This is a genomic window from Arthrobacter saudimassiliensis (assembly GCF_059090665.1).
In genome coordinates, this window is record NZ_JBNHFX010000001.1 from 319954 (window position 1) to 332643 (window position 12690).

Annotated in this window: 15 protein-coding genes; 5 read left to right on the top strand and 10 right to left on the bottom strand. The window is 70.2% G+C overall.

What is annotated here, in order from left to right:
• Nucleotides 1-108: 108 nt before the first annotated feature.
• From AC5RV6_RS01400 to sigE, 3 genes are all read right to left on the bottom strand, one after another.
• The gene (locus AC5RV6_RS01400) at nt 109-540 is read right to left on the bottom strand and encodes a twin-arginine translocase TatA/TatE family subunit (RefSeq protein WP_494005501.1); all 432 of its coding nucleotides are present in this window, start codon (nt 538-540) and stop codon (nt 109-111) included.
• 62 nt (nt 541-602) lie between these two features.
• Nucleotides 603-1493, bottom strand: coding sequence for an anti-sigma factor family protein (locus AC5RV6_RS01405; RefSeq protein WP_494005502.1), 891 nt, complete (start codon nt 1491-1493; stop codon nt 603-605).
• A gap of 4 nt (nt 1494-1497) precedes the next feature.
• Nucleotides 1498-2106, bottom strand: a complete 609-nt coding sequence (gene sigE / locus AC5RV6_RS01410; protein WP_494005503.1) for an RNA polymerase sigma factor SigE — start codon at nt 2104-2106, stop codon at nt 1498-1500.
• 219 nt (nt 2107-2325) lie between these two features.
• On the opposite strand from sigE, the gene AC5RV6_RS01415 reads away from it, so the two are divergent.
• A complete protein-coding gene (locus AC5RV6_RS01415; RefSeq protein WP_494005504.1) occupies nt 2326-2961 on the top strand; it encodes an O-methyltransferase in 636 nt (211 codons plus the stop codon).
• A gap of 1 nt (nt 2962) precedes the next feature.
• Here the strand turns inward: AC5RV6_RS01415 and AC5RV6_RS01420 are convergent, their stop codons facing one another.
• The 6 genes from AC5RV6_RS01420 to AC5RV6_RS01445 all read right to left on the bottom strand — a co-directional run bounded on the left by AC5RV6_RS01420 (nt 2963) and on the right by AC5RV6_RS01445 (nt 7996).
• Nucleotides 2963-4645: a leucyl aminopeptidase family protein gene (locus AC5RV6_RS01420; RefSeq protein ID WP_494005505.1), complete on the bottom strand. Its 1683-nt coding sequence runs from the start codon at nt 4643-4645 to the stop codon at nt 2963-2965.
• 13 nt (nt 4646-4658) lie between these two features.
• Entirely contained in the window at nt 4659-4826 is a 168-nt protein-coding gene (locus AC5RV6_RS01425; RefSeq protein WP_083521353.1) for a DUF3117 domain-containing protein, read from the bottom strand.
• 171 nt (nt 4827-4997) lie between these two features.
• Nucleotides 4998-6221 carry a hypothetical protein gene (locus AC5RV6_RS01430; RefSeq protein WP_494005506.1) on the bottom strand — a complete coding sequence of 408 codons (1224 nt, stop codon included), beginning with the start codon at nt 6219-6221 and terminating at the stop codon, nt 4998-5000.
• A complete protein-coding gene (locus AC5RV6_RS01435; protein WP_494005507.1) occupies nt 6211-6789 on the bottom strand; it encodes a DNA-3-methyladenine glycosylase I in 579 nt (192 codons plus the stop codon). The genes AC5RV6_RS01430 and AC5RV6_RS01435 overlap by 11 nt, the downstream gene beginning before the upstream one ends.
• Complete coding sequence (locus tag AC5RV6_RS01440; RefSeq protein WP_494005508.1) at nt 6786-7202, bottom strand: DivIVA domain-containing protein; 417 nt, start codon at nt 7200-7202, stop codon at nt 6786-6788. Before AC5RV6_RS01440 ends, AC5RV6_RS01435 begins: the two co-directional genes overlap by 4 nt.
• 26 nt (nt 7203-7228) lie before the next feature.
• Nucleotides 7229-7996: an LOG family protein gene (locus tag AC5RV6_RS01445; protein ID WP_494005509.1), complete on the bottom strand. Its 768-nt coding sequence runs from the start codon at nt 7994-7996 to the stop codon at nt 7229-7231.
• Between the two features lie 155 nt (nt 7997-8151).
• On the opposite strand from AC5RV6_RS01445, the gene AC5RV6_RS01450 reads away from it, so the two are divergent.
• From AC5RV6_RS01450 to AC5RV6_RS01465, 4 genes are all read left to right on the top strand, one after another.
• A complete protein-coding gene (locus tag AC5RV6_RS01450) occupies nt 8152-8919 on the top strand; it encodes an amino acid ABC transporter ATP-binding protein (protein ID WP_494005510.1) in 768 nt (255 codons plus the stop codon).
• Between the two features lie 99 nt (nt 8920-9018).
• Entirely contained in the window at nt 9019-9864 is an 846-nt protein-coding gene (locus AC5RV6_RS01455; RefSeq protein WP_494005511.1) for a glutamate ABC transporter substrate-binding protein, read from the top strand.
• A gap of 103 nt (nt 9865-9967) precedes the next feature.
• Nucleotides 9968-10642, top strand: a complete 675-nt coding sequence (locus AC5RV6_RS01460) for an amino acid ABC transporter permease (protein WP_494005512.1) — start codon at nt 9968-9970, stop codon at nt 10640-10642.
• On the top strand, nt 10639-11511 hold the full coding sequence (locus AC5RV6_RS01465) for an amino acid ABC transporter permease (RefSeq protein WP_494005513.1): 873 nt from the start codon (nt 10639-10641) through the stop codon (nt 11509-11511). The genes AC5RV6_RS01460 and AC5RV6_RS01465 overlap by 4 nt, the downstream gene beginning before the upstream one ends.
• An 89-nt stretch (nt 11512-11600) precedes the next feature.
• On the opposite strand, the gene dapE is transcribed toward AC5RV6_RS01465, so the two are convergent.
• Nucleotides 11601-12689, bottom strand: coding sequence for a succinyl-diaminopimelate desuccinylase (gene dapE / locus AC5RV6_RS01470; protein ID WP_494005514.1), 1089 nt, complete (start codon nt 12687-12689; stop codon nt 11601-11603).
• Nucleotide 12690: the final 1 nt, after the last annotated feature.

A 12690-nucleotide genomic window follows, 5' to 3' on the forward strand; every position in this document is an offset into this window, starting at 1 on the left:
AGGAGCGGTCCTCCATCTCGGTGGAGGACCGCTCCTTTGCGTGATCGGCGGCTATGTCGTCCACGACCTGTCGGCTTCGGCAGGTCTCGGGCGGGGCCGAACGGAAAATCAGGTGGCCTCGGTGTCGAACGGGGCCGGTGTGCCGGGTTCCAGGCGCTCGATGCGCCGCACCGGCGCCATGGCCGCCGACGCCGTCGCTGCGGCGGCCGGCGCGGCGGCAGCACCGGCAACGGCGGTCCGGGTGGCCGGGCGCAGCGGAGACGCAGCCGGCCGGATGGCGTCTTCGACATCGTCCAGCAGGGCTTCCTTGATGATGCGTCGGGGATCGTACTGCCGCGGGTCGAGCTTGCGCCAGTCGACCTCGTCGATCTCCGGGCCGACCTGTTCGCGCAGCTGCTCGCGCGCGCCTGTGGCCATCCGGCGCAGTTCACGCACCAGGCGCGCCAGCTGGGAGGCGTACTCCGGCAGGCGTTCGGGGCCGAGGATCGCCACCGCCAGCACGGCAAGGATGAGGAACTCCCCGGGGTTGATTCCTAACACTGTTGCAGGTTATCGCTTTCTTCCGCGGCGCTGCCAGTTGCCCGCCGGTGCGGCGCCGGCACTCACGGAGCGCCCGGTTCGCTGAACAGGCGCAGCCCCCGCAGGATCCGGACCAGGGCGTCCTGTTCCGCCCCGCTCGCCGGGACCAGCCGTGCCGATTCGGTGAGGGACAGTTCCTGCACGGCCTCGGGCAGGCTGCGGACCGGGAGGGACGATTTCAGGGTGTAGGTGACGTTGGATGAGGCCAGGACCACCAGCCCCGGCTGCTCGGGATGCTCCCACACCTGGGCCCCGACCGAATCGGGATCAGGCACGAACCCGTCCTCTCCCACGGCACGTCCGCTGACCGCGTTGACGGCGGCTTCGTCGCCTGCTCCGCGGGCCCCGGGCCGCTGCTCATAGACCGTGATCCGTTCGCCCCAGCCCTCCAGCTCCAGTTCGACGGCGGGCTGGCCGGCCACCTCCACAGCCTTCGCGGAAACGAGTTCCAGGTCCAGTCCCTCCAGCTCCGGGCAGGTCCAGCCGCTGGCCCGCAGCGCCTGCAGCCCCTCCGGGCCCAGTTCGTCCTGGGTGCTGGCCTGCGCCCAGCCTGCCGTCAGTCCGGCCCGCTGGCCTTCGGCGACGTCGCCCACGTTGTTGCCCACCGCGTAGGCCCCGCCGATCACCGCCGCTCCGGCGAGCCCCAGGCCCGCTGCGACGACGAGGGCTCCGCGCGCGGAGACCGCAGCCTGGCGGGGCTGGGCCTCGGGGGCGGCGAGGGGAAGTCCTTCCGACAATCCCGCGGCCGGGGACGGGACCTTCAGGGCACGCAGCCTGCTGCGCAGCCGTCGTTCCTCGGCGACCTCGGCGCGGCAGGACGGGCACTGCTCCAAGTGCCGGGAGACGGCTCGCCGGCGTCCGTCCGGAAGCCCGTCGTCCACGAACGCGCGAAGGTCTCGCGTGGGATGGCGCATGGGGTCAGTTCGCTCCCGCGATCCGGGGCAGGGCCAGCCGGGTCCCCGCGGAGCGCCGCTGCGGGTCCCGGTGTGCCAGCTTGTCCTTGAGCATGCTCCGGCCGCGGTGGATGCGTGAACGGACGGTGCCCAGCTTCACGCCGAGGGCGCGGGCCACCTCGTCATAGGACAGGCCTTCAAGGTCGCAGAGCACGACGGCGGCGCGGAAGTCCGGGGGCAGTTCCTCCAGCGCACGCTGGATGTCGACGTCGAGATTGTTGAATTCGAAGCTGCGCTCCGGGCCGGGGCCCTGGCTGGGCAGCCGCGCTTCGGCATCTTCGCTCATGCCGTCGAAGCGGATCCGGCTGCGGCGCCGGGCCTGGTCCAGGAAGAGGTTGGTGGTGATGCGGTGCAGCCAGCCGTCGAGGGTCCCGGGCTGGAACCGGTCCAGCGAGCGGAACACCCGCACGAAGACCTCCTGGGTCAGGTCCTCCGCGTCCTGGCGGTTCCCGGTGAGGCGGTAGGCAAGCCGGTAGACCTTGGAGCTGTGCCTCTGGACGACTTCCTCCCAGGTAGGGCGCACCCAGTCCGGGTCCGTGCCCGGCACGGCTCCCGCTGAAGGCGTGACAGTCACAATCGTCCTCCCTCGAACCCGGATGCTCTTACGTCAGAATTCCTCCGTCCATGGTGGCCCAACAATCTGGGAGTTGCCTGTTAGCATGCCCGACCTTTCAAGGCAAGGACTTCCGGGGGCCTCGTGCGTCGGCGCGGCCGGGAGCGTCCGCGCACCGTAAGCTTGGAGCTGTACTTTGTACCGTCCCCGATCCTCCCGAACGGCCTGAAAGTGAAGATGATGCGCGCCGATAAGCAGACCAGCTGGTCCTACACGGAGGCCCTGCCTGTCGAGGATGAGGTCCTGCTGCGCGCCCGGGAACGTTCCCACGAGTTCGGCGTAGCGCCGGTGACCACCGGCACGGGTGCGGCGCTGACCGTCCTGGCCGCAGCCTCCAAGGCGCAGACCGTGGTGGAGGTCGGCACGGGGGCCGGGGTGTCCGGAGTGTGCCTGCTTCGCGGGCTGGGCCCCCACTCGGTGCTGACCACGATCGACGTCGACGTCGACCACCTGCGGGCGGCACGGGAGGCCTATGCCGAGGCCGGCGTTCCGGGCAACCGGACCCGGACCATCTCCGGGCGCGCGGCGGACGTGCTGCCCAGGCTGACCGACGGCGCGTACGACATGGTGTTCATCGACGCCGACAAGCCGAACTTCCCGCGTTACGTGGACCAGGGCGTGCGGCTGCTCAAGCGCGGCGGCCTGCTCGTGGTCAATGACGCGCTGGACCACGGCCGGGTCGCCGAGCCCGCGGTGCGGGAGGCCTCGACCACTGTGATGCGCCAGGTGGGGCGGGCCGTGCGTGAGGACGACCGGCTGGTCACCGCGCTGCTGCCCACCGGTGACGGGCTGCTGCTTGCGGTCAAGACCGCCTGACTCAGTCCGCCCCGCTCCCCTGCCCCTGGCCCTGCAGCAGTCCACCGCTAAGGGTCTCGAGGTACGACAGCAGCACCCGGGTGCCGAAGCCCGTGGCCCCCTTGGGGTTCTCGGCGTGGTCCGCGCCGGCCCGCGCCGGGCCGGCGATGTCCAGATGGGCCCACGGCGCCCCGCCGGTGAACTTCTGCAGGAACAGCGCGGCGATGATCGCGCCTCCGCCGACCTTCGCTCCGGGCGGGGCGACGTGGCCGGTGTCGGCCACGGCGGAGTCGAGCACTGCCGCGTATTCGGGCACCAGCGGCAGCGGCCACAGCGGTTCACCGGAGCGTTCCCCGGCTTCCACGAGGGCGTCAAGCACATGGCTTTCGCTGCCGAACAGCGCGCCGTACCGGTTCCCCAGGCCCAGCTGCGCGGCCCCGGTCAGCGTGGCGATGTCCACCAGCAGGTCCGGTTCCAGTTCCTGCGCGGCCCAGGCCAGCGCATCGGCGAGGACGATCCGTCCCTCGGCGTCGGTGTTCCCGATTTCGACCGTGGTCCCGTCGAAGGTGCGGACGACGTCGCCGGGCCGGTACGCGTCGGCGCCGGGCAGGTTCTCGGCCAGTGCGAGCACCGAGGTGATCCGGACCGGGAGCCTCAGGGCGGCGGCGGCCTGCACCACCGCCAGCGCGACGGCGGCGCCGGCCATGTCGGTCTTCATGCTCATCATGGAGTCGCGGGGCTTCAGCGAGAGGCCGCCGGAATCAAAGCTGATGCCCTTGCCGACCAGCACCAGGTGGGGCGGTTCGGTGCCGTCGGCGTGCTGCGGGCGGTAGCTCAGGCGCGCGAGCCGGGGCGGATGGACGGAGCCCGAGCCCACGGCCAGCAGGCCGCCGAAGCCACGTTCGGCCAGCTCCTCGGGGCCCAGGACCTCGGTCTCCAGGCCGGCTGCCCGGCCCACGGCTTCCGCCTGTTCGGCCAGCCATGCCGGCGTGGCGGTATTCGGCGGGGTGTTCGTCAGGTCGCGGGCCAGCCACACGGCCCGCGCCGTGGCGTGCGCGCGCGTCGCGGCGTCCGGGTCCAGTCCGGTGACCTCGAGCCGTTCAGCGATCTCCGGGCCGGCCGCCGCAGCGGCCGAGGGAACCCGGTAGCCGCCGAGCTGGAAGCCCTCCAGGAACGCCCGCTGCCGGTCCGGCTCCAGTCCGTCGACCACGGTGGTGCGGATCCGGCGGGCGCCGAGCGTGGCGCGGGCCAGCGCAGCTCCGGCGCGGCGCAGGGCCGCGGGGCTTTCGTCCCCCGCCCCGACCAGGAACAGGCGGGCGGGCAGGTCCTCTCTGCCCCGGGGCGGCTCAATCACCAGCAGCTCTCCGGCCCGGCCCGACATGCCCGCGGCGAGGGCGCGGGCAGCGGCGTCGGCGCCGTAGCGCACCGCCGCCTCCACGGCGCCCAGGCGGGGTTCGGGCACGGGGCGCGCAGCGGCGCCGTCGCCGTCCTCCTCATGCTCCGGATCCGGTGAGGGGGCGACGGCGACCGCGAGGACATCCACGTCCTCGGCAGGGAGCGGCTCCAGGCCGCTGCCGCTCATCGGGCCGCGGCGGGACGGGTGCAGGCTGGGCAGCACCGTCACTTCGGCCAATGCGGCTTCGCCGGCCCGGCGCGCTGATCCTCCCGCGCCCCGGGCCGGGGTTCCCTTCGTCCTGCGCTGCATGTTCCGGGCCTGCCTAACCGGTAACCCCCAGCAGGCATTCCTTCAGCTTGCCGGCCTCCTCGGCGTTCAGCTCGACCACCAGCCGTCCGCCGCCGTCGATGGGCACGCGCAGGATCAGGCTGCGCCCTTCTTTGGTGACCTCCATCGGTCCGTCACCCGTACGCGGTTTCATCGCGGCCATGTTCGAAGTTCCCCTTTCAAGGTGCTCCCCCGAGTCACCCGTTATCTTCTGCCGCCGCGCTCTGAGCACGGCGATTGTCTCCATTATTCCGTACATCACCGTGCCGGGCGAAATCTGGTGTGTCGCAGGCCACAGTTCACCGGCCTGCCGTACCGCCCTTTCGGTCCCGGATCAGGGCGGATAGTCGCCGCCTCCGGGGAGCGCGGTGAAGCGCCACAGCCAGGTCACCCACACCACCTGCAGGGCGAGGCAGGCCCCGACCAGGCTCCAGCGGTAGGCCCGGGAGGAACTGAGCGTGACCGCTGCCAGCGCCAGCGGAAAGAGCGGCAGCAGCAGCCGGAAGGTGCTGGTCTGCGGGTTCAGGAACACGAACAGGTAGAGGGCGTAGCAGGCGCAGAACAGGGCGAGCTCCGGGCCCAGCCGGCGGACCGGTGCGCTGGTGAACGCCAGCGCACCGAGCACCACCAGCAGCCCCAGCACGGCCGGCCCGGCGCCGCCGAAGAGCAGCCCCGCCATGTCCAGCCAGGGCCGGAACGGGACGAGGTTCCCGCCCCGCCAGGCGGCCTCGGTGTCGGTGTAGGCCAGCAGGTCTCCCGTCCCCAGCCAGGCAAGCAACGGCCAGGCCAGCGCCGCGGCGCAGGAGAAGACGGCGAGCAGCCCCAGCCGCCAGGCCTGAGGCCAGGGAAAAGGCGTACGCCCGCGGCGCAGCCACCGGACCGCGAAGAAGATACCGACGGCCGCCGCGAACGGCACGCCGACCGGGCGGGACAGGCACATCAGGGCCACGACCGGCAATGCCGCCAGGTACCGTCCGCCGACCAGCAGGTAGAGGGCGGCGGCCAGCAGCAGCAGGTTCAGGGACTCCGCATAGGGCACCTGGAGGATGGGCGAAACGGGCAGCACCGCCACCAGAGCGGTGCCCCACAGCGCGTCGCCGTGGCCGGCCCGCAGCCGGAAGAGCCGGTAGATCAGCAGCGCCGCTCCGAAACCGCAGGCCGTCGCCACCAGCGCGCCGGCGGCGGACCACCCCAGCCCCAGGGAGGTGACCAGCCGCACCACGAGCGGGAACAGGGCGTAGAAGGCCCATTCGTTCTCCATGGCGGTGCCGTCGGCAGCCCGCGGCACCGCCGAGGGGTACCCGCCGTCGTGGATGCGCCGGTACCACTCGCTGTCCCAGATATCGACGAACTCCAGGTACCCGGGCGAGGGACCCCACCACGGGTTCTCGCCCTGCCGGGCCGCGACGGCGAGGAAGACCGCAGCGGAGAAGGCACGCGCGCCGGCCCACAGGGCCAGGACCTGGACGTACCAGGGCAGGCGGAGGAACGCCGCCGACGCGGCACGGACGCCGCCGCCCAGCAGCCGATGGACCGGGGTCGGTGCCTCAGCCGGCATCGCGCACCCAGCATCCGGCGACGTGGTCGTTGACGTAACCGGTGGCCTGCATCATCGCGTAGGCGGTCGTGGGCCCGACGAACCGGAAGCCGCGCCGGCGCAGGTCCCGCGCCAGGGCGGTGGATTCGGGAGTGCTGGCCGGAATCTCCGCCAGGGCCGGGGCGGCTGCCCGGGCAGGCGGGCGGTGGGCCTGCAGCAGCCCGGCCAGGGTCTCCCCCGCCGGCAGGGCCAGCAGGGCCCGCGCGTTGCCGATCACCGCTTCGATCTTGGCGCGGTTGCGCACGATCCCGGGGTCGTTCATCAGCCGTTCGACGTCTGCGGCGGTGAAAGCGGCGACGGCGGCCGGATCGAATCCGGCGAAGGCCGCCCGGAAAGCCCCGCGCTTGCGCAGGATCGTCAGCCAGCTCAGTCCGGCCTGGAAACCCTCAAGGCTCAGCCGTTCGAACAGCGCCGCCTCGCCGTGCACCTCCCGGCCCCATTCCGTGTCGTGGTAGGCGGTGTAGTCCTCGGGGCCGGCCGCCCATGGACAGCGCGGCAGCCCGTCGGGGCCGGGAACGGCGTCGCTCATCCCTGCTCCTGCCCGCCGGGAAGGGGCCGGCCGGTGCCATGCCTGTCGAAGCGGGTGCCGGGGTTCCCGCCCAGCCGGGTGATCAGCTCGTCACGCTCGGCGAGCGCTGCCGCCAGCCGGGTGAGCACTTCGTCCACCTGGTCCATCCGGTAGCCGCGGAATGCCACGGAGAACCGGAGGTCGGCGACGTCGGCGGCCTGCGGATGTTCGGGCAGCAGGACGGCCGGCAGCCGCGGATCCGGTTCGGCGAGCGCCGGCACGGCGTCCCGCCGGAGGGCCCGGGACCGGGACGCAGGCCCGGGTTCCCCACCTGCGCGGCGCGGGCCCGCGGCCAGCACGGCAACCGCGCCGGCAACGATGACTGCGGCAAAGAGCAGGAAGAAGGTCACCGGACCATCGTGCCAGATCGGCACGGGCGCCCCTGAAGCGCACCCGGAGGTCAGGGCGACTGGTGCCCGGCGCTGTCCTCGAGGATGATCCGCACCGCTTCGGCGGGATCATCCACCAGGTGCAGCAGGGACAGGTCGGAGGCAGACACCATCCCCTCGGCCTCCAGGGTGTTGCGCACCCAGTCGAGCAGCGGACCCCAGAAGGAACTGCCCATCAGCACGATCGGAAAGCTGGTGACCTTCTGGGTCTGGACCAGCGTCATGGCTTCAAACAGCTCGTCCAGCGTGCCGAAGCCGCCCGGCAGCACGATGAAGCCCTGGGCGTACTTGACGAACATCGTCTTCCGGACGAAGAAGTAACGGAAGTTGATGCCCAGGTCCACCCATTCATTCAGGCCGGTCTCGAACGGCAGTTCGATGCCCAGCCCCACCGAGGTGCCGCCGCCGGTGACGGCGCCCTTGTTGGCGGCCTCCATGGATCCCGGCCCGCCGCCGGTGATGACCGCCAGGCCGGCCTCGGCCAGCAGGCGCCCCACCTCCTCGCCCATGCGGTACCAGCGGGATCCCGGCTGGGTGCGGGCCGAACCGAAGACGCTGACCGCGGGCCCCAGCTCGGAGAGGGTGCCGAAGCCTTCAACGAATTCACTCTGGATCCGCAGGACCCGCCAGGGGTCGGTATGGGTGAACCCTCCGCCGTCCTGGGAGTCGAGCAGGAACCGGTCGGACTGCGGAGCGCGCGCCTCGCGGCGCCGCAGTTCCACCGGTCCCCGCCGCCGCGCCTGGTCACGGGTCGGCCGGTCTTCGTTACTTATCGCCATGCCCCTAGGCTAACGGCTGCCTGTGGGCCGCCCCACTGCCGGAGGCGCCGGCGCCCGGTCCGTCGCGGCCCCGCTTTGGTTTCTCTTGCGTCACGATTTTCCGACCCGAAAGTGATTTGCGCCGCACTTGTACCCGCGTCCACTAGATTGCTCGTATGAGCAGTGACACACCCACGTCCGCGCCCAATGCGCCCCTTGTCTCGCTGAAGAACGTCAACAAGCACTTCGGCGACCTGCATGTGCTGCGGGACATCAACCTCGAGGTCGCCCGGGGTGAAGTCGTCGTCGTCATCGGTCCGTCCGGGTCCGGCAAGTCCACGCTGTGCCGGGCGATCAACCGCCTGGAGACCATCGACGACGGCGAGATCCTCATCGACGGCAAGGAACTTCCGGCCGAGGGCCGCGCGCTGGCCAAGCTCCGCGCCGACGTCGGCATGGTGTTCCAGTCCTTCAACCTGTTCGCGCACAAGACGATCCTCGAGAACGTCTCGCTCGGCCCGGTCAAGGTGAAGAAGGCCAAGCCGGCCGAGGCGAAGGAGCAGGCGATGGCCCTGCTGAAGCGGGTGGGCGTCGACAACCAGGCCGAAAAGCTGCCGGCCCAGCTGTCCGGCGGCCAGCAGCAGCGCGTCGCCATCGCCCGCGCCCTGGCCATGAAGCCGAAGGTCATGCTGTTCGACGAGCCCACCAGCGCCCTGGACCCGGAAATGATCAACGAGGTCCTGGACACGATGGTCGAGCTGGCCAAGGAGGGCATGACGATGATCGTCGTCACCCACGAGATGGGCTTTGCCCGGAAGGCCGCCGACCGGGTCATCTTCATGGCCGACGGGCAGATCGTGGAGCAGGCCGCACCCGAAGAGTTCTTCACGAACCCGAAGAGCGAGCGGGCGAAGGACTTCCTCGGCAAGATCCTCGCCCACTGATCCGCCGCCGTCCCGGCGGAGCTGCAGGTTCACACATTGGGGGGCAACCCCTTGAGGCAAGGCCGGTCCGCACGGGCCGGCCGAAAGCAAGGAGACAACATGCGCAAGACCCGTTACGCCGCGGCCGCCATGGCTGCCGCAGCCGCCCTGACCCTTTCCGCCTGCGGCGGCGACTCCGGCAGCAATGCCGAGGGCTCCGAGGGCGCCGGAGGCGAGAGCATCCGGATCGGCATCAAGTTCGACCAGCCGGGCCTGGGCTTCGACGAGGGCGGCTCCAAGAGCGGCTTCGACGTCGACGTCGCCACCTACGTGGCCAATGAGCTGGGCTACAGCGACATCGAGTGGATCGAGACCCCCTCCGCACAGCGCGAGAACATGCTGGAGAACGACCAGGTCGACATGATCTTCGCGACCTACTCGATCACCGACTCCCGTAAGGAGAAGGTCGCCTTCGCCGGACCGTACTTCGTTGCCGGCCAGGACCTCCTGGTCCGCGCCGACAACGACGACATCAAGGGCCCCGAGGACCTGAACGGCAAGACCCTGTGCTCGGTCACCGGTTCGACCTCTGCCCAGAAGATCAAGGACACGTTGGCCTCGGAAGCCAACCTCGTGGAGCAGCCGTCCTACGCCGAGTGCGTGACCGCCATGCAGGGCGGTCAGATCGACGCCGTGACCACGGATGACATCATCCTCGCCGGCCTGGCATCCACCGCCGCGAACAAGGGCCAGTTCAAGGTCGTGGGCAACCCCTTCTCCGAGGAGAACTACGGCGTCGGTATCCAGAAAACCGACAGCATCGTGAAGTGCGAGGACATCAACGCCGCGATCGAGAAGATGATCGAGGAGGGCGCCTGGGAAGAGGCCATCAAGAAGAACACCGAGGGTGCCGACTACACCTTCAACGCCGAGATGAACCCGCCCACCATGGACGCCTGCGCGTAGGTTTCCGCTTCGCTCCACAAGCCGCCGGCATTTCGGCGGCAGTGCAGGGCAGGGCCGTGTGCCCTGCCCTGCACTCCGATTCACCCTATGGAAGAGGTGACATATGGAAGGTTTCCTCGAGCTGTTCGAGAACTACGACGTCGTCGGGGCCTTCTGGGTCAACATCCGCCTGACGTTCTGGGCCGCCCTGTGGTCCCTGCTGCTGGGCACCGTCCTGGCGCTGATGCGTATTTCGCCCATCGCGAGCCTGCAGTGGTTCGGCGCGGCCTACGTGAACATTTTCCGCAACACCCCGCTGACGATCATCATGGTCTTCGGCACGCTGGCGCTCTGGTCGCAGCTTCAGGTCAATCTCTCCAGCGACTTCGATGCGAACTTCTTCCGTCTTGCGGTTCTGTCGCTGTCCATCTACCACGCGGCCTTCGTCTGTGAGGCCATCCGCAGCGGCGTCAACACCGTGCCTCTGGGCCAGGCTGAGGCGGCCAGGTCGATCGGCTTGGGCTTCCTGCCGGCCGCCCGCCTGATCATCCTGCCGCAGGCGTTCCGCGGTGCCATCGCCCCGCTGGGCAACGTCCTGATTGCCTTGGCCAAGAACACCACGGTCGCGGCGACCGCGTCGGTGGCGGAGGCCTCCGGGCTGATGAAGACCATGATCGAGTTCCGGCCCGACCTGATGACGCAGATCTTCCTGACCTTCGCGATCGGTTTCGTGCTCATCGTGATTCCCATCGGCCTGCTCACCACGTGGGCCTCGAAGAAGCTGGCGGTGGCCCGATGAGCTCACGTGTCCTGTTCGATGCTCCGGGCCCGAAAGCCCGGCGGCGGATTATGGCCGGCAACATCCTCGGCGTCCTGCTCGTGCTTGCCGTCATTGGCCTGGCCGTCAACGGACTGGCCGACAAGGGGCAGTTCGATGCCGCGAAGTGGACGCCTTTCCTTGAATGGCATACCTGGCAGTACTTCATGCTGCCGGGCCTGCTGGACACGCTGAAGGCAGCCGCCCTGGCGATCGTCACGTCCATCGTGTTCGGGCTGCTCTTCGGTCTGGGCCGGCTGTCCACGTTCCGGCCCGTGGCCTGGATCTGCGGGCTCGTGGTCGAGTTCTTCCGCGCCGTTCCGGTGCTGCTGATGATGATCTTCTTCTATCAGTTCCTCTCCAAGTCCACCCCGCTGGACCCGGAGAACGTGCCGTTCACCGCCGTCGTGCTGGCGCTTACGCTCTACAACGGCTCGGTGATCGCCGAGCTCGTGCGTTCGGGCGTCTTCGGCCTGCCCAAGGGCCAGCGCGAGGCCGGCCTGGCCATCGGCATGACCCGCGGCCAGTCGCTGCGCAGCATTGAAGTGCCGCAGGCGCTGGTAGCCATGCTGCCGGCCCTGCTCAGCCAGTTCGTGGTGATCCTGAAGGACTCCGCGCTGGGCACCTTCATCGGCTATACCGATCTGCTGGCCTACGCCCGCCGCCTGGCCTCGGGTGAAGGCAACATCCTGCCCGCACTGCTGGTCACCGCGGCGATCTTCATCCTGCTCAACGCGCTGCTCACCTTCGCGGCCCAGCGGCTCTCCCGCCGCCTCGGCGCCCGCGCAGGCAAGGCCCTGGCCGCCGACGCCGCCGTGGATCCGGAAGGCGTTCCGGCTCCGGCACGGTAACCCGACCGGAATGGATGCACGAAGAGGGAGGACAGGCACAGCCTGTCCTCCCTCTTCGTGGTTTCCGGCGCTTCCGGTCTGGAGGCTGCCTAGCCCAGCCAGGTGCGCAGCGCTGCGTGGCAGGCCCGCACGGCGTCGGCGTGCACGTGCTCGTTGTCGGTGTGCGCCAGCAGCGCGTCGCCGGGCCCGAAGTTCACCGCCGGGATGCCCATTTCGCTGAAGCGGGCGACGTCGGTCCATCCGTACTTGGGCTTCGGCTCGGCGCCAACGGCAGCCACAAAGCTGGCGGCGGCCGGGTGCTGCAGTCCCGGCCGGGCGCCGGAGGCGGCGTCGGTGCGGACCAGGTCGAACCCCTCGAGCAGGTTGCGCACATAGGCTTCAGCGGCGGCGATGTCCTTATCCGGGGCGAACCGGTAGTTGATTTCCACGGTCGCCGAGTCCGGGATGACGTTGCCGGCGGTTCCGCCCATGATCTTCACCGCGTTCAGGGACTCGCGGTACTCCAGGCCGTCCACGGTGACGGTGGCCGGCTCGTGGTCGCGCAGCCGGACCAAAATCTCCGCTGCGGCGTGGATGGCGTTCTCCCCCATCCAGGCGCGGGCGGAGTGCGCCGCGCGGCCGGTCGTGGAGGCGTGGAAACGCATGGTGCCGTTGCAGCCGCCCTCGACGGTTCCGTTCGTCGGTTCGAGCAGGATCGCGAAGTCGGCCTCCAGCAGCTCGGGCCAGCGGCGGGCCAGCCGGCCCAGTCCGCTCAGGGAGGCCTGGACCTCCTCGTGGTCGTAGAAGACGTAGGTGACGTCGCGGCTGGGTGCGGCCAGCTCAGCGGCGAGCGCCAGCTGCACGGCGACGCCGCCCTTCATATCCACCGTGCCCCGCCCGTAGAGCACGTCGCCGTCCCACTGCGAGGGAACCGTGCCGCGCGAGCCGGGGACCGTGGGCAGCGGCACCGTGTCGAGGTGTCCGGCCAGCAGGACGCGTTCGGCCCGCCCCAGTTCCGTGCGGGCAATGATCGAGTCGCCGTCGCGCACCACGCTCAGGTGCGGCAGGGAGCGCAGCGCCGCCTCGACGGCGTCGGCCACGGCTTTTTCGTTGCCGGAAACGCTTTCAATGTCCACCAGCGCAGCGGTCAGCAGGGCCGGATCGGCGGTCAGGTCGAGGGCGGGAGGTAATGTGCGCACC

Excerpts from the sequence above, each read along its gene's own strand:
- AC5RV6_RS01405 (WP_494005502.1), bottom strand. The coding sequence starts at position 1,493 with ATGCGCCATCCCACGCGAGACCTTCGCGCGTTCGTGGACGACGGGCTT.
- AC5RV6_RS01445 (WP_494005509.1), bottom strand. The coding sequence starts at position 7,996 with ATGGCGATAAGTAACGAAGACCGGCCGACCCGTGACCAGGCGCGGCGG.
- AC5RV6_RS01435 (WP_494005507.1), bottom strand. The coding sequence starts at position 6,789 with ATGAGCGACGCCGTTCCCGGCCCCGACGGGCTGCCGCGCTGTCCATGG.
- AC5RV6_RS01465 (WP_494005513.1), top strand. The coding sequence starts at position 10,639 with ATGAGCTCACGTGTCCTGTTCGATGCTCCGGGCCCGAAAGCCCGGCGG.
- AC5RV6_RS01425 (WP_083521353.1), bottom strand. The coding sequence starts at position 4,826 with ATGGCCGCGATGAAACCGCGTACGGGTGACGGACCGATGGAGGTCACC.
- AC5RV6_RS01450 (WP_494005510.1), top strand. The coding sequence starts at position 8,152 with ATGAGCAGTGACACACCCACGTCCGCGCCCAATGCGCCCCTTGTCTCG.
- AC5RV6_RS01415 (WP_494005504.1), top strand. The coding sequence starts at position 2,326 with ATGCGCGCCGATAAGCAGACCAGCTGGTCCTACACGGAGGCCCTGCCT.
- AC5RV6_RS01460 (WP_494005512.1), top strand. The coding sequence starts at position 9,968 with ATGGAAGGTTTCCTCGAGCTGTTCGAGAACTACGACGTCGTCGGGGCC.
- AC5RV6_RS01455 (WP_494005511.1), top strand. The coding sequence starts at position 9,019 with ATGCGCAAGACCCGTTACGCCGCGGCCGCCATGGCTGCCGCAGCCGCC.
- AC5RV6_RS01420 (WP_494005505.1), bottom strand. The coding sequence starts at position 4,645 with ATGCAGCGCAGGACGAAGGGAACCCCGGCCCGGGGCGCGGGAGGATCA.
- AC5RV6_RS01430 (WP_494005506.1), bottom strand. The coding sequence starts at position 6,221 with ATGCCGGCTGAGGCACCGACCCCGGTCCATCGGCTGCTGGGCGGCGGC.